A 22,735-nucleotide genomic window follows, 5' to 3' on the forward strand; every position below is an offset into this window, starting at 1 on the left:
GCACGCAGATGGCCAGTTTCGACATTGCCGGACTCACCCAGAACCTGCATGCGGCGCGCCGCGAATGGCGCGAGGCGCACGGCCGCACCCAGGAGCCCGGGGCGCGCGAGTTTCCCTCGCGCGACGCGCTTTCCACCCTCATCGACCAGCTCAAGGCAGCCCTGTTTCCCATGCGCCTGGGCCCGCACGACCTGCGCCAGGAAAGCGAGGATATCTTCGTGGCCCACCAGCTGGACTCGGCCCTGCATGCGCTGCTGGGCCAGATACGGCTGGAGCTGCGGCTGTCCGCGCCCCACACGGCAGCGGGCGCCGACGCCATGGCGCTGGACATCGCACGCGCCTTTGCCGAGTCCCTGCCCCAGATCCGCCGCCTGCTAGACAGCGATGTGCTGGCCGCCTTCCACGGCGATCCCGCCGCGCGCAGCGTGGACGAGGTGCTGCTGTGCTATCCGGGCGTGCTGGCCATGATCCACCACCGCCTGGCCCACCAGCTGTACCTGCTGGAGCAGCCACTGCTGGCGCGCATCGTGGCCGAGCTGTCGCATGCGCAGACGGGTATCGACATCCACCCGGGCGCGAAGATCGGGCGGGGCTTTTTCATGGACCACGGCACGGGCGTGGTGATCGGCGAGACCGCGGTGATCGGCGAGCGCGTGCGGCTGTACCAGGCCGTCACCCTGGGCGCCAAGCGCTTTCCCACCGATGAGCACGGCCACCTGCGCAAGGGCCTGGCGCGCCATCCGGTGGTGGAGGACGACGTGGTCATCTACGCGGGCGCCACCATCCTGGGCCGCGTCACGCTGGGGCGCGGCGCCGTCATCGGCGGCAATGTCTGGGTGACCGAGGACGTGCCGCCCGGCGCCCACGTCACCCAGGCCCATGCGCGCGAGCACGCGCAGCAGCCCCGGGAGGTGGCCCTATGAGCACCCGTCTTGTCACCAGCTTCGGCATTGCCGTGCGCCAGGCGCGCGAGGCCCATGGCTGGTCGCAGGAGCGGCTGGCCGAGCACTCGGACCTGAACCGCTCCTACGTGGGCGAGATAGAGCGCGGCCGCGTCATCGCCTCGCTGCTGACCGTGGAGAAGCTGGCCGTCTCGCTGGGCGTGCAGCCCTCGGCCCTGGTGATGCGCGGCGAAACCGTGGCCCACGACCAGCTGGTGCGCGGCCTGCGCTTGGCGGCTATAGCATGTTGAAGACATGTGCGCGGGCCGGGACACTGGCCCTGTTTCCCTCCTTCCCCTTCCCTTTTTCCTGAACTGATCACGGAGTCTGCACATGTCGGCAACAGTGGGCGGCACGACCGCGCTAGGCGACAACGCCGCGCGGCAACTGGCCAACGCAACCAAAACCGTTCCCCAGCTTTCGACCATCAGCCCGCGCTGGCTGACGCACCTGCTGCAATGGTCGCCGGTGGAGGCGGGCATCTACCGCCTCAACCGCGTCAAGAACCCGGAGGCCATCAAGGTCACCTGCACGGCCAAGCAGGAAGACAACCAGCTGCCGCGCACCTATGTGGACTACGAGGAGCAGCCGCGCGAGTACTTCCTCAACGCCGTCTCCACCATCCTGGATGTGCACACGCGCATCTCCGACCTCTACAGCAGCCCGCATGACCAGATCAAGGAACAGCTGCGCCTGACCATCGAGACCATCAAGGAGAACCAGGAAAGCGAGCTCATCAACAACCCCGACTACGGCCTGCTGGCACAGGTCACGGACGAGCAGCGCATCTTCCCGCTGACCGGCGCGCCCACGCCCGACGACCTGGACGAGCTGCTGACCAAGGTCTGGAAGGAGCCCGCCTTCTTCCTGACCCATCCGCTGGCCATTGCCGCCTTCGGCCGCGAGGCCACGCGCCGCGGCACGCCGCCGCCCACGGTCAGCCTGTTCGGCTCGCAGTTCATCACCTGGCGCGGCATTCCGCTGATCCCCTCGGACAAGGTGCCCGTGGCCGATGGCAAGAGCAAGATCCTGCTGCTGCGCGTGGGCGACAAGCGCCAGGGCGTGGTCGGCCTGTACCAGCCCGGCCTGCCGGGCGAGCAAAGCCCGGGCCTGTCGGTGCGCTTCATGGGCATCAACGACCACGCCACGCAGGCGGGGTTGAGCCACCGGCTCAGCCCAGGCGTCTTGCCCGTGGCGGCCATGCCCAGGCGGCCGTGCCCAGGCGGCCGCCCACGTCGTTGGCGCCGCTTGCGCCCGGTGTGCCGCAGGCCGGACCCGGTGGCCATGCCGCGCCACGGCAGCGGACGGAACACGGCATTGGAGTCATGAAAAAGCATTGCCAATATCAGAATGATCCTATGGATTTCCATCAATCATAGGAATAGACTTTGGAGCGCGCCCATCAAACTCTCCTGCATCGTTTCCGGTTTCATTCATATGAAAAAAATCAGATATTTTCTCATTACGGCAACGCTTTGCTTTTCTGTAAGCTCCATTTATGGAGGCATATTTACCCCGGTGTCGTCCACCATCCAATTACCGGAAATCATCAACGTTCCCGCAGGAAATATCATGAATGGATCAGTGCTATGGGAATCGCCCATGGTCAAATCCACCCTCGACACAATTTCCTACAGTGTGCTTTCGGGGCCATCTTCAGAAATATGGCCCAAAATCATGAACCCCACTACGCTGGACGGCGATATCTACTCCACATCTTTGCGCGGAATAGGAGTCCGTTGGCGTGCCACATGGAAAGCCAGGAATTTCCCCAATGGCAAAACCATGTCCATCACCACTACGTCCAACAATGCAGGAGCCACGGGATGGCAAAAGGATGATGTACATGAGCAAACCATATGGATGCAACTCATCAAGACAGGCGCCGTTCAATCGGGCACTTTCAGCGTCAGCAGCTATTCATCCGCCCAGTTTGACTGCAATAGCCTTTGCAATAACTGGCTCGTGAAGGCGACCGGCAGCACCGTGGTGCGCACAGGCGCCAGTTGCCGGGTGAAGACGAGCAACATCGCCGTGAACCTGCAGCGAATCAACAGGTCACTGTTCAACGGGATAGGCGCTACCTCCGCGCCCCAGCCATTCGATCTGGAACTGATCTGCACCGGGGGCGAAGCCAATTCCACCCTGCGCCCGTTCGTCACGCTCACGGATGCCAACGATGCCGCCAACCGCTCCGATGTGCTGACGGTGACCGGAGGGGCTGCCGGCATCGGCATCCAGATCCGCAGCAGCGACAAGGTCATCAGCTACGGCGAGGACTCCGCCAACTTCGGCAATCCCAACCAGTGGCAGGCGGGCACCATCACCCCAGACACCAGCAACCACGTGATTCCATTGACGGCGCGCTATGTCCAGACCCAGCCCTCCGTCACCACGGGCCTGGCCAACGGACGGGCCACCTTCACGCTCAATTACCAGTGACCTGCCAGTGACCTGCCAGTGACACGCTGGCTGCATTGCGGCTGTGCAGGCGCCCGTGCCGATCCTGCGCTGCCGCACCCGGCTGCGCTCACTCGGCCCTGGCCCCCGACACACGCACCTGCTCGGCCGCCACGGGCATCTGCTCGCGCACGAAACGCCAGAACGCGTCCACGCCCATGGGCTTGACGGGCAGCGAGCCTTGGTCGATGAACTGCTTTTGCACCTCGGGATTGCGCAGCGCCGTGGCCAGTGCGCCGTTCAGGCGCTCCAGCGCCGCACGCGGCGTGCCGGCCGGGGCAACCAGCCCGTACCAGGAGTCGGTGTAGAAGCCCTTGACGCCTGCTTCCTCGAAGGTGGGCACATCGGGCAGGGCCGGCAGGCGCTGGCGTGAGGCCACGGCCAGGGCGCGCAGCTTGCCCGAGCGGATGAAGGGGATGGCGCCCGTGGTGAGCACGAAGTCCACGCGGCCCGCCATCAGGTCGGTCATGGCCGGGGCCGTGCCCTTGTAGGGGATGTGGGTGACATCCACGCCCGTGAGCTGCTTGAAGCTGGCGCCGGCCAGATGCTGGCTGGAGCCCACGCCGCCCGAGCCGTAGTTGAGCTGGCCCGGCCTGGCGCGCGCCGCCTCCAGCAGATCGTTGACCGAGCGCAGCGGCGAGGCCACGGGCACCAGCAGCACGCTGGGCGAGGTGGTGATCATGCCGATGGGCGCGAAGTCCTTGAGCGGGTCGTGGTTGAGCTTGGCGTAGAGCGCGGAGTTCAGGCCGTGCGAGGCCACGGTGGCCAGCATGATGGTGTTGCCATCGGGCCTTGCGCGGGCCGCCGCGTCGCTGCCCAGGTTGCCGCCTGCACCGGCCCGGTTGTCGATGGTGATGGGCTGGCCCAGGGCCTCGCTCATGCGCGTGGCCGCCAGCCGCGCCACGTTGTCGGAGGGGCCGCCCGCAGGCCAGCCCACGATGAGGGTGATGGGGCCTTGCGCCAGGGCCGGCAGGGCCAGGGCGCACAGGGCCAGCGCAGCCAGGCTGCGGCGCGGCAGACAGTGCATGACGGTCGTCCTTGTGAATTCGAAGGTTGGCATGGGCATGGCCTTCAGGGCTTGCCGTCCTGCCAGGGCATTTCGGTCCAGAGCTTGCGAAAGCCGGCCTCGGTGCGCTCCAGCTCGGCCGCGTAGGCCGGTGGCGCCAGATAGCGCAGCGGCGCGTACATGGCCTCGGCCTGCTGCCTGAACTGCGGGTCGGCCGCGATGGTGGCCACGGCATCGACCAGTTTTTTGCGCACGCCTTCGGGCAAGCCCTTGGGCGCGGCCAGGCCGCGCAGGGACGCCAGCTCGATATCGATGCCCTGCTCCTTGAACGTAGGCACCTGGGGCGCCAGCGAGCTGCGCGCGGCCGACATCTGGCCCAGCAGGCGGATGGGAGTGCCGCCCTTCTGGTAGGCCAGCACCTCGCCCACGTTGATGGCGCCGATGGTGATCTGCTGGCCCGTGGCGGCGGCGCGCACCTCGCCCGCGCCCTTGTAGGGCACATGGGTGAGCTGCGTGCCCGTGGCCTTGGCGAACAGCAGCATGGCCAGGTGGTCGTCCGAGCCCGTGCCCGTGGTGCCCACGGTCACGGCGCCGGGGTTGGCCCGGGCGTAGGCGGCCAGGCCGGCCAGCGTGGTGATGGCGTTGCTGTTGTGGATGGCAAAGCCGCCCGGGTCGTCCACCAGGTTGCCCAGCAGGTCGTACTGGCTCCAGTGGAAGCTGCTCTTGCGCTCGATGGGAATGGTCAGCACGTTGGGCGTGTTGATGAAGCCGATGGTGTAGCCGTCCGGCTTGGCCCGCGCCAGTTCGCCAAAGCCGATTCCGCCGCCCGCGCCGGGGCGGTTGAGCACGACCACGCTGCCGCCCAGCTTCTTTTCCAGATGGCGGGCCAGCAGCCGCGCCACCAGGTCGGTGCCGCCGCCGGGCCCGTAGGCCACGATCATCTCGATGTTGCGCGAGGGATAGGGGGCCTCGCCCTGAGTCTGGGTCTGAGCCTGGGCCAGGGCCGGCAGCGCCATGCAGGCGGCGGCCAGGCCTGCGCACAATGCGCGCCTTGCTTGCTGTGTCATCTTTGTCTCCTGGGTCGCCTCTTGCAGTGGTCTGAGAGGCTTTTTAGTCATGGTGAAGGAAGCGGCTAACGGGACGGGGAAAAGGACAGGGAACGGGACGGGTCCAATGCCCGGGCGATGCGCTCGCGCGCATGCGGCCAGACCTCGGGATTGACCAGGCGTGCGGGCCGCTGGCCATTGGCCAGCAACTGCACGATCTGGGTGGCAGCCAGCTCGGCGTTGTTGCGCCGGGCCTCGTGCGTGACACCGGCGGTGTGGAAGGTGGCCACCACCTGGGGCAGGGCCAGCAGCGGATGGGAGGCGGGCGGCGGCTCCTGGTCCCAGACATCCAGCCCCGCGCCCGCCAGGTGGCCACTGGCCAGGGCGGCGTGCAGGGCGGCCTCGTCATGGATACCGCCGCGCGCCGTGCTCACGAAGATGGCGCCCGGCTTCATGGCCGCAAAGGCAGCGGCGTCCATCAGCCCCAGCGTGGAGGCATCGCGCGGGCAGTGCAGGGAGACGATGTCCGCGCGCTGCAGCAGTTCGTCGAAGCCCACGGCCTCTGCCCCGCGCGCCGCCAGGCCGGCTGCGTCGTAGGCCGGGTCGCAGCCGATCACCTGCATGCCGAAGGCGCGGCCCAGGGCCGTGACGCGGCTGCCGGCCTCGCCCACGCCCACCAGGCCCAGGGTGCGGCCGCGCAGCTCGTGGCCCATGACGTCCTCCCGGCTGAAGCCCCGGGCAGGGGCGCGCAGCAGGCGGTCGGATTCGTTGATGCGGCGCAGCACGGACAGCATCAGCCCGATGGCCATCTCGGCCACCGAATCCGCGTTGCCGCCCGACTGGTTCATCACGGCCACGCCGGCGCGCGTGCAGGCCTCGATATCGATGGTGTCGCAGCCCGAGCCGCTGGAGGACACGGCCAGCAGATCGGGGCAGCGCGCCAGCAGGTCCGCCGTGGCGAACCAGTGGCGCGGCAGCTCGTCCTTGGCGGCCGTGATCTGGTAGACCCGGGCGCCCGCCAGGGCCTGCCAGGCGGCGGCATCGTCGCCCTCGCGCCGGCAGGTGACCAGCTGCACTCCAGGCGCGGCCGAGACGATGCGGTCAAAGGCCGCATCCAGCCAGTAGTCGAAGCGGACAACGCGGCGGTCCATCACAGCACCCCCTTGGCGGCCAGCGTGCGCACCACCCAGGAACGGTCGGCACGGCCTGCGGCAATGGCGGCGAGCACGTCGGCCTCGTCGCGCTGTATGGCCTCCACGCGGTCGGCAATGGCTCCGGCCTCGGCGGCGGGCACGGCCAGCAGGCCGTCGCCGTCGCCCAGCACCAGGTCGCCCGGGTGGACGACCATGCCGTCGATGCTCACGGGCACATGCAGCTCGCCGGGGCCGTCCTTGTAGGGGCCACGGTGCGAGACGCCGCGCGCATACACGGGCAGGCCGTGCTGGCCGATGGTGTCGCTGTCGCGGATCAGCCCGTCGATGACGATGCCGGCCGCGCCGCGCGCCATCATCAGCGCCAGCATGATCTCGCCAATGATAGCGTTGGGCCCGGCGCCGCCCGCGTCCACCACGATCACGTCGCCGGGGCCGCAGATGTCGATGGCCTGGTGCACCATGAGGTTGTCGCCGGGCCGCGTGCGCACGGTCAGCGCACGGCCCACCAGCGGCCCCTGGCGGCGATGGAAGGGCCGCAGCGCCGAGGTGCCCGTGGTGCGGCTCATGGCGTCGCTGACATTGGCGACCGGAAAGCCGCGGTAGCGCTGCAGCAGCGCATCGCCAAGGGCGGCCTCGGGCCGGGCGTGGATATGGAATCCGGGAATCTTGCTCACTGCTGTGTCTCCGTCTGTGTCTGTGTCTGTGTCTGTGTCGATACCGTTGTCTTGCCGCTCAGAACGCATCCCAGGCCTGCGCATGGCGCACGCAGGCCGGCGTGATCTGGTCCAGGCGCGTGGCGCCCAGCATGGCCATGTCGCGCAGCACCTCCTCGCGCAGCAGGGCCATGGCGTGGGCCACGCCCGCCGGCCCGGCCACCGAGGCCGCGTAGTTGAAGGGCCGGCCCACGAACACGCAGCGCGCGCCCAGGGCCAGGGCCTTGAGCACATCGGTGCCCCGGCGCACGCCGCTGTCCAGCATCACGGGCAGGCCGGGCACGGCGCGCACGATGCCGGGCAGCACGCGCAGCGGTGCCACGGAGCCGTCGAGCTGGCGCCCGCCGTGGTTGGAGACGATGAGGCCGTTGGCGCCGTGATCGCGCGCCAGCACGGCGTCTGCGGCCGAAAGAATGCCCTTGACCACCAGTTGCCCCTGCCAGCGCTGGCGGATGGCAGCCAGATGCGGCCAGGCCAGGTGGGAACGGTCCGAGAAATCGCGCATCACGCTGGCCGACAGGATGGGCGCGCCCCGGTGCGCATAGTTGTTCTCGAAATGCGGCATGCCGTGGCGCCACAGGGTCTTGAGAAAGCTGCCGAACAGCCAGCGCGGATGGCTGATGCCCTGCCAGGCCAGGCCCGGCCCGGGCCGCAGCGGCGTGGAGAAACCGGCGCGCACATTGTTCTCGCGGTTGGCGGCCACGGGCGTGTCCACCGTGATCACCAGGGTCTGCACGCCGGCGGCGGCCACGCGGTCCAGCAGCGCATCGATCTGGCCCTGGTCACCCGGCAGGTAGGCCTGGAACCAAGTGTGGGGCGCGGCCGCCATCACCTCCTCCAGCCGGATCAGCGAGGAGCCGCTCATGATGGCCGGCACGCCCGCCTGCTGTGCGGCCTGGGCCAGCACCAGGTCGCCCCGGTAGGCCGACAGCGCGGCAATGCCCATGGGCGCCACGCCGAAGGGCGCTCCGTAGCGGCGCCCGAACAGCTCGAAGGAGGGGTCGCGCTGCGCCACGCCCACCAGCGCGCGCGGCACGAAGGCCAGCTCGGCAAAGGCGCGGCGGTTGTCCGCCAGCGAGGCGTTGTCCTCCACCGCCCCGCTGATGTAGGCATGGATGGGGCGCGGCAGGTGCCGCCGCGCCAGCCGCTCGAAATCATCGAGAGACAGCACCTGGCGCAGGCGGCGCGGCGGCCGGGCAGGGGCTGGTGCAGCGGCTGCAGGAGCGGTGGTGGAGGGGACGGTGTTGGCAGGCATTGCCGGCCAATGTAGAAGGGCCAACCTGCAAAGAAAAGCGAAATAAATAGGAATCGATATTTCGATTTTGGAAGAATGTCGCCATGACCCTCAAACAGCTCGAAGCCTTCTACTGGGCCGCCACCTGCCTGAACTTCAGCGTGGCCGCCGACCGCGTGCACCTGTCGGTCTCATCGCTGTCCAAGCGCATTGCGGAGCTGGAGGCCTCGCTGGGCGTGCAGCTGTTCGACCGCAGCGGCCGCGCCGCCGAACTCACGCCCCAGGGCGAGCAGTTGCTGCCGCGCATCCGCGAGCTGCTGCACGGCGCCGCCCAGCTGCGCGAGGCGGCGGGCCGCAGCGTGGGCCTGCAGGGCCGCTGCCGCATCGGCTTTGGCGAGCTCAGCGGCCTGACCTGGCTGCCCCGGCTGGTGCAGAAGGTGGCCGAGCTGCACCCCGACCTGCAGCTGGAGCCCCACACCGACATCGGCCAGGTGCTGGAGCAGCGCATCGTCGATGGCGAGCTGGACTGCGTGGTCATTGCCGGGCCATCGTCGCGCAGCAGCCTGGCCTTCGAGCAGGTCGCCCAGGTGCGCTTCGTCTGGGCCGCCAGCGACGACTTCATCGCCCGCGCCGGCACCGGCCTGCCCCGGCGCCTGGTGCGCGAGCAACTGCTGATCGCCCTGCCCACCGGCTCGGGCGCCACGCGCACGCTGGACGACTGGCTGGGCCGCCACGGCCTGGCCGTGGAGCGGCGCCTTTCCTGCAACAGCTGGGGCGCCGTGGTGGGCATGGTGGTGGACGGCCTGGGCTTCACCTACATGCCCGAGCAATGGGCCCTGGCCCTGCAGCAACGCGGCCGCCTGCGCGTGCTGGACGGCAGCGCCGAGGCCGCAAAGCACAGCGCGCTGGCCCCGCTGACCTACACCGTGCAATGGCGCCGCGACGATGCCCGGCCGCTGATCACGGAAATGCGCGAGATCATCCGCAGCGTGATCGATTTCCCGGCGCCGCGCTGTTTGAGTTGAACAGACGGAAAGCGTGCCGTCAGCCCACGGTATCCGGCTCCCGCGGCAGATCCTCCATCACCCACGGAGCCTCTTCAATGCGCGCCAGCAGTGCCAGCGTGGCCTGCTGCAGCGCATGCAGCCTGTGCGGCTCCAGCGCCCCCTCGACGATGGCCTCCACATGGAGGTTGCCTTCCTTGAAGCGCAGCGTCACTCCGTCCATCACCAAGGCGTGCATTCCCCCGACCGCTTCCTGGACCGGCGGGGCAACCGTCTCATCGATCCGGTAGAGCAGGTCCAGCGCCTCGAAGTCAGGCGCGTCACCCAGGCCCTCGATCGTTGGCAGATTCAGGTGCTTGTATTTGCGCAGTGAATGCGCAAGCCGCATGCTCATGAGCCGGTTGCCTTTGCCATCGGCACGCCGCATGGCCCAACGCTGCCAGGGCCTGCGGGTCAATCGCCGCCACTCGCCGGTCACTGTGTCCAGCGACCAGTCGTCGATGTTCTCGGGCGTCAGGCATTGCTCGCCAAACCAGCGCTCGCCGCCGCCCACCACGATGGTTCTCCCATCGCCTGCCAGACAGGCCTCATGCTGATAGATCCAGCCGGGCGCCTCGCCATGCGTGGGAACCGCCTCGATGCGCATGCTGTCCAGCAGCAACTTGTACACCCGCGTCATCCCCGGCATGCGCTGGTGCCGGTAGCCCAGGCCGCCAATGATGAAGATGGCGTCACCCACCAGCGTGGCGCTGTGGAAATCGGTGGGAGGGAAGGCATCGTCCGGGTAGCCGTGGATGGCGATGCCGCCATTCGCGTCGATGACGATGACATCGTTGTAGATGAAGAAGTCGGGATCGCAGCTGTCTTCGTGCTCGCCGCCGATGTGCACGACCCGGCCATCGGCCAGCACTGTCTCACTCTTGCCATACCGGGCAAAGCACCACATAGGCCCCGTCTCGCAAGGCCATGGTTGCTGCAACACATCGTTGGCTCCATAGGCGCTCCAGCGCGTGCGCACCATCCAGTGCCACAGCGGATTGTCCTGCCGCGTCGGGTTCAGCGCTCCGGCCCGGGGCGAGCGCCAGAGGGCAAGATCCCGCACGGCTTCCTCGGGCGGCGGCTCGGCCTTTCTGCGTTCGGCGGCGTCCTCTTCAGCGAGAAATTGCGCAATCTCATCCTGTTTGCTCTGATCGCCAGCCTGCATGGCCTGCCTCCTCTAAAACCGTACAAAACAACGCCACAAGCAGCGCGAGACAATCGAGCCCATGACCACCGCGCCGATTCCAGATTCCGCCGACCCCATGCCCCAGCCGCCCGAGCAGCCCGACCTGGACGCCTGCTGCGGCAATGGCTGCGACCCCTGCATCTTCGACAGCTATGACCTGGCCATGGACGAGTACCGCCAGGCGCTGCGGGCCTGGAAGGCGCGCAACGAAACGCCGGCGGGCCAGGGATAGGAATAGGGATCGGGGTAGCGCGATCAGTCCACGCGGGCGATCAGGTCCAGCTCCACGGCCGCGCCCTTGGGCAACTGCAGCACGCCCACCGAAGTGCGCGTGTGGGCACCCACGGGGCCCAGCACCCGGGCGATGAGGTCGGAGGCGCCATCGGCCACCTCGCTTTGCTGGGTGAAATCGGGCGCCGAGCGCACATAGACGGTGATGCGCGCAACGGCGCGCACGGCATCGAGCGAGCCGGCCGCGCGCTGCACGAAGGCCAGGGCCCGCATGGCACAGATGGCGGCGGCCGTTCTGGCCGATGCCAGGTCGATCCCGGCGCCGACCGTCCCCACGTAGAGCACTTCATCGCCCACGCGGGGAATCTGCCCGCTGACGAACAGCTGCTGGCCGTCGCGCACGACGGGGCTGTAGTTGCCGCCTATCTTGATCTCGCCATCGAAGCGGTGGCCGAGCTCAAGGGCGGCCTGGGCGAAGCGTTCATCTGCTGTCATGGTCTGGTGTCCGGAGTAAGGCAAGCGCGCAGTCTAGAGCGTGTTATGCACCGGCGCCTGCAGCGGCTTCAACTGCCCGTGGACGCGTAATGTCTCACCCCCATGCGCCAGGCGCCCGAGGCCAGCCAGAGGAAGGCAAAGCCGGCCAGCGGCGAGACCCAGCCCAGCCAGGCCGGCGCGCCCAGCGGGTCGGGCTTGCCCAGCACGGCCAGCGCCGGGTAGTAGGCCACGCAGGCCAGCGGCACGGCGAAGGTCAGCAGGCGGCGGAACCACTGCGCGTACAGGGCCAGGGGGTACTGGGCGGCCTCGACGCTGCCGTAGCTCAGCACATTGGCGGCTTCCAGGCTTTCCACGGTCCAGAACGAGAGCGCGCCCTGCAACACGAGGATGCCCAGGAACAGCGCCACGCCGCCCGCCACGGCGAACAGCGCCACGGCGACGGCCTGGGGCGTCCACGCCACGGCGCCCTGGGCCGTGGCAAAGCCCAGCACCAGCAGGCCCTGCAGCAGGCGGCCCAGGCGGCTGATGCGCACGTCATGGCCCATGAGCTGCAGCCACACGGGGCGCGGGCGCAGCAGCAGGCGGTCGAAGGCGCCGGTGCGCAGGAACTGCGTGCCCAGCACGTCGAAGCCCCGGCCCAGCGCATCGGCCAGGGCGAACATGCAGTTCACCAGGCCATAGAACACGGCCACTTCGCCGATGCGCCAGCCCTGCACCTCGCCAAACCGGTGGAACAGCGCCCAGACGGCGATGACCTCGATGCCCGTGACCAGGAACTGGCCCAGGGTCAGCATCAGCGCCGAGGCCGGGTAGCGCGCCTGCCCGCCCAGCGAGGCCAGCGCCAGGCGCAGGAACATGGACAGCGATCCTTTTTGCTTGGCCATGGCGCTCACCCGCCCTGCACTTCGAGGCCGCGCATGGTGCGCGCCATGGCCGCGCGGCCCAGGGCCACGATCACGGCAATCCACAGGGCTTGCAGCGCCAGGCAGGCCAGCATCTGCGCACCGGCCATCTGGCCGAAATAGATGCGCGCAGGAATGTCCATCACGCCCGCCAGCGGCTGCAGCAGCAGCGCGGTCTGCCAGGCGTCGGGCATCAGCGCCAGCGGCAGCAGGTTGCCCGACAGCACGATGACCACGGGCGCGGCCAGCGTGTTGATGCCTTTTTCATTGAGCGCGGCGGCGGCAGCAACATTCAGCAGCATGACCAGTGCCGTGGACAGCAGCAGCGCCAGCAGCATGGAGGCGGCAAAGCCCAGGCCTGCGGCCCAGCCGGCCGGCGGCTGCCAGCCCCAGGCGCCCAGCCCCGTCAGCGGCAGGGCCAGCCCTGCAAACGCCACCATCAGCGCCACGCGCGGCAGCACGCGCGCGGCGATCCAGCCAGCCGAGCGCACGAACCACAGCGCATAGGCATCCACGGGCCGCAGCCGGTCATAGGCGATGGCGCCCGTGCGCACGGCCAGGGCCACGTCGGGGTCGCCGCTCCAGGGCAGCAGCGCGAACAGGCCCTGGGCCAGCCAGGTGTAGGTGATGGCGTGCTCCAGCGAAATCGGCGCGCCGGCCGATGCCGAGGCACTGCCGTAGAACGCCGCCAGCACCATGGTCTTGATGGCGCCCCACCAGCACTGCGTGGCAAAGCCCGCGTAGGCGGCCGTGCGGTACTGCAGCATCACCAGGAACCGCGATGCAAAGGCCGCCACATAGGGGCGCAGGAGTTCACGCAGCGTCATGCCGGCTCAGCCTTCGGCCGCTCCGTGCATGGCGTAGAAGCGGGCGATCACGGCCTCGATGGCCATGTCTTCTCCATTGCCTTCGCCATCACCACCTCCACGCCCCTCGCCCTGCGCTGCCACCACCTGGGCGCGCAGCGCATCGACCGCGCAGTCGGCCAGCACGCGGCCATGGCCGATGACGATCACGCGCCGCGCCAGCGCCTCGATGTCGTGCATGTCATGCGTGGTCAGCAGCACCGTGGTGCCGCGCTCGCGGTTGGCGCGCAGCACGAACTCGCGCACGGCCAGCTTGGAGGGTGCGTCCAGGCCGATGGTGGGCTCGTCCAGGAACAGGATCTCGGGCTCGTGCAGCAGGGCCGCGGCGATCTCGGCGCGCATGCGCTGGCCCAGGGACAGCTGGCGCACGGGCTGGTCCAGCACGCGCTCCAGGTTCAGCAGCGTCACCAGCTCGTCGCGCGTGCGACCGTAGCGTGCGGGATCGACGCGGTACAGGTCGCGCAGCAGGTTGAAGCCATCGCCCACGGGCAGGTCCCACCACAGCTGCGAGCGCTGCCCGAAGACCACGCCGATGCGGCCCACATGGCGCTGGCGGTCGGCGAAGGGGTCGCGCCCGTCCACCTCCACGCGCCCGCCATCGGGCCGCAGGATGCCCGACAGGATCTTGATGGTGGTGGACTTGCCCGCGCCGTTGGGGCCGATGAAGCCCAGCAGCTCGCCGCGCTCCAGTGCGAACGACACGCCATCCAGCGCCTGCACCGTGCGATGGCGCGGATGCACCAGCGCGCGCAGCGCGCCCATCACGCCGGGGTCGCGCTCATGGATGCGGTAGGTCTTGCGGAGGTCGTGGACGAGGATCTGGGGCATGGCGCTGGGCGGTGAGGTAAGCGCAGAGAGGGACACAGAGGGGGGCACAGAGGGGGCGCGATTCTACACAGGCCCGGGCTTTGCTATCCTGCGCGCAAATTCGCGGATGGAAATCCGCCTTGCCGCACGCACGCACGCACGCACGCACAAAGGAAACACAACATGGCCGCTGAAGGCAATGCAAGCCAGCTCGTAGGAATCGTCACGCTGCTGGGGGCCGCCGTGGTGGCCGTGCCGCTGTTCAAGCGGCTGGGCCTGGGCGCCGTGCTCGGCTACCTGGCCGCTGGCCTGGCCATAGGCCCCTACGGGCTGGGGCTGGTGACGGACGCGCAGACCATATTGCACGTGGCCGAGCTGGGCGTGGTGATGTTTCTCTTCGTCATCGGGCTGGAGATGAAGCCTTCGCACCTGTGGGATCTGCGCGGCCAGATCTTCGGGCTGGGCAGCCTGCAGGTGGTGGTGTGCGCGCTGCTGCTCACGGGCGTGGGCATGGCCTTCGGCTTTCCGTGGCAGGTGGCCTTCGTGAGCGGCGCGGGCTTCGTGCTGACCTCCACGGCCATCGTCATGCAGGTGCTGGCCGAGCGTGGCGACATCCTGGCGCCGCGCGGCCAGCGCATCGTCTCCATCCTGCTGTTCGAGGACCTGCTCATCGTGCCGCTGCTGGCCGCCGTGGCCTTTCTGGCGCCGGCCGATGCGGCGCCCGTGGCCACCTCGCCCCTGTGGCAACGCGCGGGCGTGGCCCTGCTGTCGCTGGGCGCGCTGGTGGGCGCGGGCCTGTGGCTGCTGAACCCGCTGTTCCGCATCCTGGCCAAGGCCAAGGCGCGCGAGGTGATGACGGCCGCCGCGCTGCTGGTGGTGCTGGGCGCCGCCCTGCTGATGGAGATGGGCGGCCTGTCCATGGCCATGGGCGCCTTCGTGGCGGGCGTGCTGCTGTCCGAATCCTCGTTCCGCCACCAGCTGGAGGCCGATGTGGAGCCCTTCCGCGGCCTGCTGCTGGGCCTGTTCTTCCTGGGCGTGGGCATGGCGCTGAACCTGGAGGTGGTGGCGCTGAACTGGCGCATCGTGGGCATGGGCGTGGTGGCGCTGATGCTGGGCAAGGCGCTGTGCATCTACGCCGTGGCCCGCGTGGCACGCAGCAGCCATGCCGATGCGCTGGACCGCGCCATCCTCATGGCCCAGGGCGGGGAGTTCGCCTTCGTGCTGTTTGCCGAGGCGCTCAAGCTCAAGGTGCTCAGCCCCGAGGTGCATGCCAACATGACGGCCATCGTCGTGCTGTCCATGGCCATCACGCCGCTGGTGGTGCTGCTGCACAAGCGCCTGGCCGGAGCCCAGGCCGTGTCGCTGGACGGCGTGGAGGCGCCGCAGGACCTGCGCGGCAACGTGCTGGTCATCGGCTTCGGCCGCGTGGGCCAGATCGCCAGCCAGGGGCCGCTGGCGCATGGGGCCAGGCTGTCCATCATCGACAACGACCCCGACGTGATCCGCAACGCCGAGCCCTACGGCTTCAAGGTCTACTTCGGCGACGGCGCGCGCGCCGACATCCTGCATGCGGCCGGCGCCAGCCATGCCAGCGCCATCCTGGTCTGCGTGGACAGCAAGGCCGCCGCCACGCGCATCGTGGAGAACGTGCGCCACGAATGCCCGCACGCCCGCCTCATCGTGCGCGCCTATGACCGCGAGCACGCGCTGGAGCTCATCCAGAAGGACGCCGACCATGTCGTGCGCGAGAGCTTCGAGTCCGCCCTGCTCATGGGCCGCCATGCCGTGCTGGCCCTGGGCGCCACCGAGGACGAGGCCCGGACGCTGGAGGCAGAAGTGCGCGGCCGCGACACCGAGCGCTTTGCGCTGGAGACCGCCGGCGGCACCTTTGCGGGCCGCGCCCTGCTGCTGGGCAACATCGAGCGCATCGATCCGCCCCGGCACGACAAGCCCACCGCCAGGGACTGAATCAGCCCCGGGCACAGCGCGCTCAGTGCCGCTGGTTGATCTGTATGAGATTGCCGCAGGTGTCGTCGAACACCGCAATCGTGACCGGCCCCAGATGCGTCGGCGGCCTGGTGAAGCGCACGCCGGCCGCGCTCAGGCGCTCGTACTCGGCCTGCACGTCGTCCACGCCGAAGAAGGTGGCCGGTACGCCGTCGGCATGCAGGGCGGTCTTGAACGGCTTGGCGGCCGGGTGCATGTCGGGTTCGAGCAGCAGCTCCACGCCATCGGCATCGCCGGGCGATGTCAGGGTGAGCCAGCGCGCGTCGCCGCCCATGGGAATGTCGTGCTTGAGGACGAAGCCGAGCACGTCGCGGTAGAAGGCCAGGGCCTTGTCCTGGTCGTCGACGAGCACGCTGGTGATGACGATCTTCATGGAATGCTCCTTGTGTCGCTGCGCAGGGCACGCACCGGGTACACACCTGCCACCACCGGCATGCCGCTATTTCAGCAGGAAGGTGACGGGCACGCGCGTCCACATGCTGTCCGGCACGCCGTCGCGCGTGCCGGGGACAAAGCGCCACGTCCGCACGGCGTCCAGCGCCTCCTGGTCGAGCAGAGGATAGCCGCTGCTGTCTGCCACATCCACGGCCAGTGCCTTTCCGCTGGCGCCCACCAGAACCCGCAGCACCACCTGGCCTTCCTGCTCCAGCCGCCTGGCTTCCTTGGGATAGGCCGGCATCTTGTTCTCGCTGGCCTGCCTGTCGGGCACAGGCTGCAACACGCCTGCCGCAGCCGGGCCACCGGCCAGCAGGCCCAGGGTCAATGCAAGGATGGCGCAGCGCATGCGGGGCATTCGGAAGGCTCCTGGATGGGGACGGGATGGGGGACTGGATGGAGGTGGGGATGGCAGTCGTGGACTGGTGCGAGTCCGGATCATCGCATGCCCTCCACCCGCCACCAGCGCGGCAGCAGCGCCTGCACCTCGCCGCGCCGATAGCGGTCGTCGATGAGAAAGACCACGCCGCGGTCGCGCTCGCTGCGGATGACGCGGCCTGCGGCCTGGACCACCTTGCGCAGCCCCGGGTAGAGGTAGCTGTAGTCATAGCCCTTGTCCGCGCCGAACTGGCGGTCCATGGCGCGCTTCATCTCTTCATTCACGGGATTGACCTGGGGCAGGCCCAGCGTGGCCACGAAGGCGCCGATGAGGCGCTCGCCGGGCAGGTCCACGCCCTCGGAGAACGCCCCGCCCAGCACGGCGAAGCCCACGCCCTGCCCGGCTTCGGTGAAGCGGGCCAGGAAGGCCGCGCGACCCTCCTCGTCCATGGACGGGGTCTGCAGCCAGACCGGCAGCCCGGGATGGGCGCGCTGCAGGCATTCGGCCACGCGCTGCAGGTAGTCGAAGCTGCTGAAAAAGCACAGGTAGTTGCCGGGCCGGCGCGCGTACTGCGCGGCCACGAGGTCGGCGATGGGCCGCAGCGAACGGTCGCGGTCGCGGTAGCGCGTGGAGATGTGGCCGGCCACCTGCACATCGAGCTGGTCGGCCTGGAAGGGCGAGTCGGCCTCCAGCCAGTGCGTGCCTTCGGGCAGGCCCAGGATGTCGCGGTAGAAGTGCGGCGGGCTCAGCGTGCCCGAGAACAGCACCGAGGCATGGGCCGCCGCATGGCGTGCCGCCAGGTGGGGCGCGGGCACCACGCAGCGTATGCACAGCGTGGATGCCGGCGTGCGACGGGGGCCTGAGCGCCCGGGCAGCAGGTGGACATCGAACAGCGCATGGCCGCCGAACTGCTCGGCCAGCGCCATGAACTGCAGCGCCTCCCAGTAAAAATCCAGCACGGGGTCGCCAGGCAGCATGGGGCTGTCGGCATTGGCGTCGGCGATGGCCGCCACGGCGCGCTGCACGGCGCCCAGCAGGCCTGCGGGCACTTCCTCATGGGCCTGGTAGCTGGCGGTCCGCTCCCTGTTCAGCGCGCTCCAGCTGCGGCTGAGCCGGTCCAGCGCCTTGCGCACGGCACCGGTGGCCGACTTGCGGGCGGCAGCCAGGGCGAACTGCGACAGCTCGGCCGTGTACATGCGGCGCGCGCGCTCGAGCAGGTTATGGGCCTCGTCCACCAGCACACCCACCTTCCATTGCTGGGCCTGGGTGAGCGCGTACAGCATGGCGGCGCTGTCGTAGAAGTAGTGGTAGTCGGCCACGACCACGTCGCTCCAGCGCACCAGTTCCTGGGACAGGTAGTAGGGGCAGATGTCGTGCGCCAGAGCGACGGCACGCACGGCGGGCGGGTCCCAGGGCGCCTGCTGCAGCGCGGCGGCGCGCGCGGCGGGCAGCCGGTCGAAGAAGCCGCGCGCCAGCGGGCAGGAGTCGCCGTGGCAGGCCTTGTCGGGATGCTCGCAGGCCTTGTCACGCGCCAGGATGGCGAGCACGCGCAGCCTTGCGGGTGGCGCGGACGGTGTGGGCGGTGTGGGCGGTGTGGGCGGTGTGGGCGGTGTGGGCGGTGTCGGCGGTGCGGGTGGCGAGGGCAGCGGTTGCGGCGCAGCCGGTTCCTGCGGCGGTGGCTGGTGCTGTTCGGCGATCTGCCGGTTCACGCTGGCCAGCGCCTGCAGCGCCAGGCCATGGCCCGTGCCCTTGGCCGTGAGGAAGAACAGCCTGTCCAGGCCCTGGTCCGGCATGGCCTTGAGCATGGGGAAGATGGTGCCCAGCGTCTTGCCGATGCCCGTGGGCGCCTGCGCCATCAGGCACTGGCCGCCCTGCTGCGCGCGCGCCACGCGGTAGACGGCCACGGCCAGCTCGCGCTGGCCCGCGCGAAAGCCCTGCATGGGAAAGCGCAGCGCGGCCAGCGCCGCCTCGCGCGCCGCGCGGTGGGCGGCCTCGCTGCGCGCCCAGTCCAGGAACAGCGCGCATTGCTGCTCGAAGAAGGCGCGCAGCGTGGCCGCGTCTTCCTCCTGCACCAGCACGGTCTCCTCCGAGTTGCCCACGTTGAAATACACCAGGGCCACCCGCAGCCGCTGCAGGCCGCGCGCCTGGCACAGCAGATGGGCGTAGATGCGCGCCTGGGCCCAGTGCAGTGCCCGGTGGTGGGCGCGCACGCCCTCGATCTGGCCGCGGTAGGTCTTGATTTCCTCGAGCTGGCCAGCCCCGGCGTCGAAGCCGTCGGCGCGGCCGCGCACGCGCAGGTCGCCGTACTCACCGGCCAGGCTGATCTCGGTCTCGTAGTCCTTGCCCCTGCGCGACTGCACCAGGCTGTGACCGGCCATGCCCTCCAGCGCGCTGGGCGCGGGCGTGAAGCGCAGGTCCAGGTCGCCCGCGCGCGCCGTGAACTCGCACAGCGCGCGCACGGCCACGGTGTAGCTCACGCGGCCTCTCCCAGCGGCTGGCCCCGCCACTGGACATGGCACACGCGCACGGGAATGCCGTGCTCGGCACAGTACTGCAGCCAGCGGATCTGGTTGTCCTGCAGCTTGTCGCCGGGGGCCTTGGCCTCGACCAGTTCGTAGCGGCGCTCGGCCGGCCAGAAACGCACCAGATCGGGAAAGCCCGTGCGGTTGGCCTGCACGTCGCGCAGCAGCCGCGCAAAGAACAGCTTGAGGTGGGCGGCTGGAATGCAGTCCAGCGCCAGCGCCAGCAGCGGCGCGCTCAGCGTGCCCCAGAACACGAAGGGTGACTGCAGGCCCTGCTTGTCGGCATGGCGCTGCACGATGACCTCGCGCCAGCTGCCATCGTCCAGATGCGCCAGGCATTCCTCGAACAAGGCTGCGCGGCGCTGCACGAAGTCGGGCGCGGACAGGTCGGCCGGGCCGCTCTGGAACGGGTGGAAGAAGGCTCCCGGCAGCGGCGCGAAGATGGCCGGCCAGCACAGCAGGCCGAACAGCGAGTTGATGAGCGCGTTCTCCACATAGAACACCGGCGCGGCGTCGCTGTGCCAGTGGTCGCGCAGCACGTATTCGACCGATGCGGGCCGCGTCGGCAGCTCCAGCTCCACGTCCATGCGCATCTGCGCCACCACGGGCGCCAGCGCCGCCGCACGCCCGCGCGCGCCCTGCCCCAGGCTGCGGCGCAGGCGCGGCAGCATGCGCGCCACGCGCTGCAGCTCCTCGTCGCTCTCGGGCTGGGCCTGGGCGGCCTGGGCCAGCGCCATGGCATCGGCAAAGCGCTCCATGCGCTCGTACACACGCATGCGCCGGTGGCGGGCGCCGGGGTAGCGGCTTTGCGCATAGGCCTGCTCGGCACGCTCCCAGTCCTGCATGCGCTCGCAGGCCTGGCCTATGCGCAGCAGCACCTTGGCGCGGCGCTGCTCCAGCCAGGCATTGCCGCTGGCGCAGCCGGCCACCTGCTGCAGCAGCGCATCGATCTCCACGCCCTCATCCAGCGCCGCGCGGCAGGCCTGCAGGGCCAGGTAGCCATCGACATCGGCACGCGACTGGAAGGCCCGCGACGCCGCATCGAAGGCCACGGCCTCGTAGCGGAACACGCCCAGGTCGGCCAGCACGAATTCCGACCAGTCCTGGTAGAGGTTGCCGAAGAACATCAGCCGAAAGCGCTCGCACAGCGCACCCACCATCACGCGCCAGGCGGCTTCGCCGGCTCCGACGCCCTGGGGTTGCCACTGCGCATAGGGCCTGGGCGCCTCGTGCAGGGGCTGCAGGGCCTGCAAAAGCTCGGCCTTGCGCAGGCCTGAGTGAACGGGTGCGCCGGCGAACAGCTGCAGCAGCTCGGGCTTGGTGTGCAGCGCAAACAGCTCCTCCAGCGCCATGGGGTGGCCCGCGTCCAGCCAGCCAAGATCCAGCAGGGGTGCGGCCGCGTCGGCAATGGCGGGAATCTCTTCATACACCAGCTTGCCGGCCCGAAACCAGGGCCCGCGCCGCATCAGCAAACGCACCATCAGCGCCTGCGAGGGCTGGGGCAGCTGCGTGAAACGGGTGAGGAATGCCTGCTCGGGCGCGTCCAGCAGATCGCCGTAACGCTGGCCAATCCAGTCCAGCGCGCGCTGGAAGTTGTGCAGGTAGTAGAAGCGGTGGGGAGGGAGCATGGGCCTGGCAGATCGGGCAGCCAGGCCGCTCGAAAACTGTATCTTTATACAGTCATCATATCAAACCCGGTAGTGCTCACTTCGCGCAACGGACTTGCCCCGGGCAGGCTCATCCGGCCAGGAAGCCGCCATCGGTCGCCAGGCAGTGCCCGACCACAAAGGCCGCCTCGTCCGACATCAGCCAGACCACGGCCGTGGCCACCTCCTGCGGATGGCCCATGCGCCGCAGCGGCAGGCCCGCCGCCACGGCATGCATGTCGGCAATGCCCGAGCCCAGCATCATGTCCGTGACCACGCGGCCAGGGGCAACGGCGTTGATGCGGATGCCGTGCGGCGCGTACTCCATGGCGGCGGCGCGGGTCAGCGACAGGGCCGCAGCCTTGGAGGCGCCGTACAGCGACAGGCCCGGGTTGGGATTGCGTATGCCGCTGACGCTGGTGTTGTTCACGATGGTGCCGCCGCCCGCGGTCAGCATGGCCGCCAGTTCATGGCGCATGGCGTGGAAGACCGCACGCACATTCGTATCGAAGACCTGGGAGAAGACCGCGTCATCCTGCTCGGCCAGCGCGGCGCGCCGCTCCTGGAAGCCCGCATTGTTGAAGGCCGCGTCCAGCCGCCCGAAGCGCGCCACGGCCTGCTCCACCACCGCCGCCATGTCCTCCTGCCGCGTTGCATCGCAGGCCAGGAAAAGGCCGTCTGCCCCCCGCTGCCGGATTTCCTGCTCCAGCTCCAGGCCCAGCTCACGGCGGCGCCCCGTGACCACCACGGCGGCGGCGCCCTCCTCGGCCATGCGCAGGGCGGTGGCCCGGCCTATCCCGCTGGTGGCGCCCACCACCAGGCAGACACGCCCCCGGAGCCGCCCCGATGGTGCAAGGGCCGGCAGGGGGCCGGCCAGTTCCAACTGACGCTGCTGCATGTCCATGGCGATGTTCCTTCGCAATTTAGTTGCATGATACAACCAATAGACTAAAAACACCATGCAGGCAAAGCCGGTGCCATCCCGCGCGGCTCACTTGCAGGGATGCGCCATTGGATGCAAACTTGCTTCAACATTGATGCAATGAGGTCCACCATGAGAACCACGGTCACCATCGACGACGCCTTGTACGAGGAAGCGCTGGAGCTGGCGGAGCCAGAAATGGACAAGGCCGACCTGTTTCGCGAAGCCGTCAAGACTTTCGTGAGAGTGCAGGCGGCCAAGCGTCTGGCCGCGCTGGGAGGCTCCGCACCGGACATGCGGGAGATTCCCCGTCGCCCACAGGGCATCGAGCCATGAATCCCGTTCTGGTCGATACCTCGGTCTGGATCGATCACTTCAGGCAGGGCAATCCTCACCTGGCGCAGTTGCTGCAGCAAGACATGGCGCTCATGCATCCCCTGGTGCTGGGTGAACTGGCTTGCGGCACGCCACCGGCGCGCGCACGCACGCTCGCGGACCTTCAGCGGCTCAAGCCTGCCCGACAAGCCAGCATGCGCGAAGTGCTGGCCTTGATAGAGCGCGAGCAACTCTTTGGTCTGGGCTGCGGTCTGGTGGACATCACGCTCCTGGCCTCGGCACTCATGTCTTCAGGCGCCAGCCTGTGGTCGCTGGACAAACGCCTGCACGCGCTGGCCCAGCGATTTGGCATTGCCTGCCGGAGCGTCCTGCCGTAGGGCCGGTTTCCCTGCTTCTCGAAGGGC

The 22,735-nt window shown here is 69.1% G+C and carries 23 protein-coding genes and 1 pseudogene; 9 read left to right on the forward strand and 15 right to left on the reverse strand.

Annotated elements, in window-relative coordinates; translation table 11 throughout:
* Nucleotides 1-8 precede the first annotated feature (8 nt).
* The 4 genes and pseudogenes from epsC to ACF8ME_RS03960 all read left to right on the forward strand — a co-directional run bounded on the left by epsC (nt 9) and on the right by ACF8ME_RS03960 (nt 3,383).
* Nucleotides 9-923, forward strand: coding sequence for a serine O-acetyltransferase EpsC (gene epsC, locus ACF8ME_RS03945; protein WP_012207586.1), 915 nt, complete (start codon nt 9-11; stop codon nt 921-923).
* Entirely contained in the window at nt 920-1,192 is a 273-nt protein-coding gene (locus ACF8ME_RS03950) for a helix-turn-helix transcriptional regulator (protein WP_012207587.1), read from the forward strand. Before epsC ends, ACF8ME_RS03950 begins: the two co-directional genes overlap by 4 nt.
* Nucleotides 1,193-1,274: 82 nt before the next feature.
* A pseudogene (locus ACF8ME_RS03955) lies at nt 1,275-2,087 on the forward strand (family 2A encapsulin nanocompartment shell protein); the annotation flags it as partial.
* Nucleotides 2,088-2,378: 291 nt separating this feature from the next.
* Complete coding sequence (locus tag ACF8ME_RS03960) at nt 2,379-3,383, forward strand: fimbrial protein (RefSeq protein ID WP_392415337.1); 1,005 nt, start codon at nt 2,379-2,381, stop codon at nt 3,381-3,383.
* A gap of 88 nt (nt 3,384-3,471) precedes the next feature.
* Here the strand turns inward: ACF8ME_RS03960 and ACF8ME_RS03965 are convergent, their stop codons facing one another.
* From ACF8ME_RS03965 to ACF8ME_RS03985, 5 genes are all read right to left on the reverse strand, one after another.
* Nucleotides 3,472-4,428, reverse strand: coding sequence for a tripartite tricarboxylate transporter substrate binding protein (locus ACF8ME_RS03965; RefSeq protein WP_034363353.1), 957 nt, complete (start codon nt 4,426-4,428; stop codon nt 3,472-3,474).
* A 44-nt stretch (nt 4,429-4,472) separates the two neighbouring features.
* Nucleotides 4,473-5,474: a tripartite tricarboxylate transporter substrate binding protein gene (locus ACF8ME_RS03970; RefSeq protein ID WP_046986563.1), complete on the reverse strand. Its 1,002-nt coding sequence runs from the start codon at nt 5,472-5,474 to the stop codon at nt 4,473-4,475.
* A gap of 65 nt (nt 5,475-5,539) precedes the next feature.
* Nucleotides 5,540-6,604: a hydroxyacid dehydrogenase gene (locus ACF8ME_RS03975; protein ID WP_392415339.1), complete on the reverse strand. Its 1,065-nt coding sequence runs from the start codon at nt 6,602-6,604 to the stop codon at nt 5,540-5,542.
* Nucleotides 6,604-7,281: an RraA family protein gene (locus tag ACF8ME_RS03980; RefSeq protein ID WP_392406478.1), complete on the reverse strand. Its 678-nt coding sequence runs from the start codon at nt 7,279-7,281 to the stop codon at nt 6,604-6,606. The genes ACF8ME_RS03975 and ACF8ME_RS03980 overlap by 1 nt, the downstream gene beginning before the upstream one ends.
* A gap of 58 nt (nt 7,282-7,339) precedes the next feature.
* Complete coding sequence (locus tag ACF8ME_RS03985; RefSeq protein WP_392415341.1) at nt 7,340-8,575, reverse strand: alpha-hydroxy acid oxidase; 1,236 nt, start codon at nt 8,573-8,575, stop codon at nt 7,340-7,342.
* A gap of 83 nt (nt 8,576-8,658) precedes the next feature.
* Here ACF8ME_RS03985 and ACF8ME_RS03990 point away from each other — a divergent pair, with 83 nt between their 5' ends.
* Nucleotides 8,659-9,579, forward strand: coding sequence for a LysR family transcriptional regulator (locus tag ACF8ME_RS03990; protein ID WP_016452669.1), 921 nt, complete (start codon nt 8,659-8,661; stop codon nt 9,577-9,579).
* Between the two features lie 19 nt (nt 9,580-9,598).
* On the opposite strand, the gene ACF8ME_RS03995 is transcribed toward ACF8ME_RS03990, so the two are convergent.
* On the reverse strand, nt 9,599-10,762 hold the full coding sequence (locus ACF8ME_RS03995) for a hypothetical protein (protein ID WP_392415343.1): 1,164 nt from the start codon (nt 10,760-10,762) through the stop codon (nt 9,599-9,601).
* 61 nt (nt 10,763-10,823) lie between these two features.
* On the opposite strand from ACF8ME_RS03995, the gene ACF8ME_RS04000 reads away from it, so the two are divergent.
* On the forward strand, nt 10,824-11,015 hold the full coding sequence (locus ACF8ME_RS04000; protein WP_016452671.1) for an oxidoreductase-like domain-containing protein: 192 nt from the start codon (nt 10,824-10,826) through the stop codon (nt 11,013-11,015).
* A gap of 23 nt (nt 11,016-11,038) precedes the next feature.
* Here the strand turns inward: ACF8ME_RS04000 and ACF8ME_RS04005 are convergent, their stop codons facing one another.
* The 4 genes from ACF8ME_RS04005 to ACF8ME_RS04020 form a co-directional block, all read right to left on the reverse strand.
* Nucleotides 11,039-11,509 (reverse strand): RidA family protein, encoded by a 471-nt coding sequence (locus ACF8ME_RS04005; protein WP_012207603.1) that lies wholly within the window; start codon nt 11,507-11,509, stop codon nt 11,039-11,041.
* A 68-nt stretch (nt 11,510-11,577) separates the two neighbouring features.
* The gene (locus tag ACF8ME_RS04010; RefSeq protein ID WP_012207604.1) at nt 11,578-12,393 is read right to left on the reverse strand and encodes an ABC transporter permease; all 816 of its coding nucleotides are present in this window, start codon (nt 12,391-12,393) and stop codon (nt 11,578-11,580) included.
* Nucleotides 12,394-12,398: 5 nt separating this feature from the next.
* The gene (locus ACF8ME_RS04015; RefSeq protein WP_392415346.1) at nt 12,399-13,238 is read right to left on the reverse strand and encodes an ABC transporter permease; all 840 of its coding nucleotides are present in this window, start codon (nt 13,236-13,238) and stop codon (nt 12,399-12,401) included.
* A 6-nt stretch (nt 13,239-13,244) separates the two neighbouring features.
* Nucleotides 13,245-14,105 carry an ATP-binding cassette domain-containing protein gene (locus tag ACF8ME_RS04020; protein ID WP_392415348.1) on the reverse strand — a complete coding sequence of 287 codons (861 nt, stop codon included), beginning with the start codon at nt 14,103-14,105 and terminating at the stop codon, nt 13,245-13,247.
* Nucleotides 14,106-14,267: 162 nt separating this feature from the next.
* Here ACF8ME_RS04020 and ACF8ME_RS04025 point away from each other — a divergent pair, with 162 nt between their 5' ends.
* Complete coding sequence (locus ACF8ME_RS04025; RefSeq protein ID WP_392415349.1) at nt 14,268-16,052, forward strand: monovalent cation:proton antiporter-2 (CPA2) family protein; 1,785 nt, start codon at nt 14,268-14,270, stop codon at nt 16,050-16,052.
* 22 nt (nt 16,053-16,074) lie between these two features.
* Here ACF8ME_RS04025 and ACF8ME_RS04030 read toward each other — a convergent pair whose 3' ends face one another.
* The 5 genes from ACF8ME_RS04030 to ACF8ME_RS04050 all read right to left on the reverse strand — a co-directional run bounded on the left by ACF8ME_RS04030 (nt 16,075) and on the right by ACF8ME_RS04050 (nt 21,977).
* Nucleotides 16,075-16,464, reverse strand: coding sequence for a VOC family protein (locus tag ACF8ME_RS04030; RefSeq protein ID WP_392415351.1), 390 nt, complete (start codon nt 16,462-16,464; stop codon nt 16,075-16,077).
* Between the two features lie 66 nt (nt 16,465-16,530).
* Nucleotides 16,531-16,884 carry an energy transducer TonB gene (locus tag ACF8ME_RS04035; RefSeq protein ID WP_392415353.1) on the reverse strand — a complete coding sequence of 118 codons (354 nt, stop codon included), beginning with the start codon at nt 16,882-16,884 and terminating at the stop codon, nt 16,531-16,533.
* An 80-nt stretch (nt 16,885-16,964) separates the two neighbouring features.
* Entirely contained in the window at nt 16,965-19,382 is a 2,418-nt protein-coding gene (locus ACF8ME_RS04040) for a helicase C-terminal domain-containing protein (RefSeq protein WP_392415355.1), read from the reverse strand.
* Nucleotides 19,379-21,055 carry a VRR-NUC domain-containing protein gene (locus ACF8ME_RS04045; protein ID WP_047327865.1) on the reverse strand — a complete coding sequence of 559 codons (1,677 nt, stop codon included), beginning with the start codon at nt 21,053-21,055 and terminating at the stop codon, nt 19,379-19,381. Before ACF8ME_RS04045 ends, ACF8ME_RS04040 begins: the two co-directional genes overlap by 4 nt.
* Nucleotides 21,056-21,164: 109 nt before the next feature.
* Nucleotides 21,165-21,977 (reverse strand): SDR family NAD(P)-dependent oxidoreductase, encoded by an 813-nt coding sequence (locus tag ACF8ME_RS04050; protein WP_083393616.1) that lies wholly within the window; start codon nt 21,975-21,977, stop codon nt 21,165-21,167.
* A 150-nt stretch (nt 21,978-22,127) separates the two neighbouring features.
* Here ACF8ME_RS04050 and ACF8ME_RS04055 point away from each other — a divergent pair, with 150 nt between their 5' ends.
* Entirely contained in the window at nt 22,128-22,331 is a 204-nt protein-coding gene (locus ACF8ME_RS04055; RefSeq protein ID WP_012207613.1) for a type II toxin-antitoxin system VapB family antitoxin, read from the forward strand.
* Nucleotides 22,328-22,708 carry a type II toxin-antitoxin system VapC family toxin gene (locus ACF8ME_RS04060; protein ID WP_016448367.1) on the forward strand — a complete coding sequence of 127 codons (381 nt, stop codon included), beginning with the start codon at nt 22,328-22,330 and terminating at the stop codon, nt 22,706-22,708. Before ACF8ME_RS04055 ends, ACF8ME_RS04060 begins: the two co-directional genes overlap by 4 nt.
* Nucleotides 22,709-22,735: the final 27 nt, after the last annotated feature.

The organism is Delftia sp. WSY_7 (assembly GCF_043104845.1).
Taxonomy (GTDB): domain Bacteria; phylum Pseudomonadota; class Gammaproteobacteria; order Burkholderiales; family Burkholderiaceae_C; genus Comamonas; species Comamonas tsuruhatensis.

Bases quoted from the DNA above. Each gene is read 5' to 3' on its own strand.
- ACF8ME_RS03950 (WP_012207587.1), top strand. From the start codon at position 920: ATGAGCACCCGTCTTGTCACCAGCTTCGGCATTGCCGTGCGCCAGGCG.
- ACF8ME_RS04030 (WP_392415351.1), bottom strand. From the start codon at position 16,464: ATGAAGATCGTCATCACCAGCGTGCTCGTCGACGACCAGGACAAGGCC.
- ACF8ME_RS04015 (WP_392415346.1), bottom strand. From the start codon at position 13,238: ATGACGCTGCGTGAACTCCTGCGCCCCTATGTGGCGGCCTTTGCATCG.
- ACF8ME_RS04045 (WP_047327865.1), bottom strand. From the start codon at position 21,055: ATGCTCCCTCCCCACCGCTTCTACTACCTGCACAACTTCCAGCGCGCG.
- ACF8ME_RS04010 (WP_012207604.1), bottom strand. From the start codon at position 12,393: ATGGCCAAGCAAAAAGGATCGCTGTCCATGTTCCTGCGCCTGGCGCTG.
- ACF8ME_RS03960 (WP_392415337.1), top strand. From the start codon at position 2,379: ATGAAAAAAATCAGATATTTTCTCATTACGGCAACGCTTTGCTTTTCT.
- ACF8ME_RS04005 (WP_012207603.1), bottom strand. From the start codon at position 11,509: ATGACAGCAGATGAACGCTTCGCCCAGGCCGCCCTTGAGCTCGGCCAC.
- ACF8ME_RS03985 (WP_392415341.1), bottom strand. From the start codon at position 8,575: ATGCCTGCCAACACCGTCCCCTCCACCACCGCTCCTGCAGCCGCTGCA.
- ACF8ME_RS03995 (WP_392415343.1), bottom strand. From the start codon at position 10,762: ATGCAGGCTGGCGATCAGAGCAAACAGGATGAGATTGCGCAATTTCTC.
- ACF8ME_RS04055 (WP_012207613.1), top strand. From the start codon at position 22,128: ATGAGAACCACGGTCACCATCGACGACGCCTTGTACGAGGAAGCGCTG.
- ACF8ME_RS03970 (WP_046986563.1), bottom strand. From the start codon at position 5,474: ATGACACAGCAAGCAAGGCGCGCATTGTGCGCAGGCCTGGCCGCCGCC.
- ACF8ME_RS04000 (WP_016452671.1), top strand. From the start codon at position 10,824: ATGACCACCGCGCCGATTCCAGATTCCGCCGACCCCATGCCCCAGCCG.
- ACF8ME_RS03975 (WP_392415339.1), bottom strand. From the start codon at position 6,604: ATGGACCGCCGCGTTGTCCGCTTCGACTACTGGCTGGATGCGGCCTTT.
- ACF8ME_RS03990 (WP_016452669.1), top strand. From the start codon at position 8,659: ATGACCCTCAAACAGCTCGAAGCCTTCTACTGGGCCGCCACCTGCCTG.
- ACF8ME_RS04060 (WP_016448367.1), top strand. From the start codon at position 22,328: ATGAATCCCGTTCTGGTCGATACCTCGGTCTGGATCGATCACTTCAGG.
- ACF8ME_RS04020 (WP_392415348.1), bottom strand. From the start codon at position 14,105: ATGCCCCAGATCCTCGTCCACGACCTCCGCAAGACCTACCGCATCCAT.
- ACF8ME_RS04035 (WP_392415353.1), bottom strand. From the start codon at position 16,884: ATGCCCCGCATGCGCTGCGCCATCCTTGCATTGACCCTGGGCCTGCTG.
- ACF8ME_RS04025 (WP_392415349.1), top strand. From the start codon at position 14,268: ATGGCCGCTGAAGGCAATGCAAGCCAGCTCGTAGGAATCGTCACGCTG.
- ACF8ME_RS04050 (WP_083393616.1), bottom strand. From the start codon at position 21,977: ATGGACATGCAGCAGCGTCAGTTGGAACTGGCCGGCCCCCTGCCGGCC.
- epsC (WP_012207586.1), top strand. From the start codon at position 9: ATGGCCAGTTTCGACATTGCCGGACTCACCCAGAACCTGCATGCGGCG.
- ACF8ME_RS03965 (WP_034363353.1), bottom strand. From the start codon at position 4,428: ATGCACTGTCTGCCGCGCCGCAGCCTGGCTGCGCTGGCCCTGTGCGCC.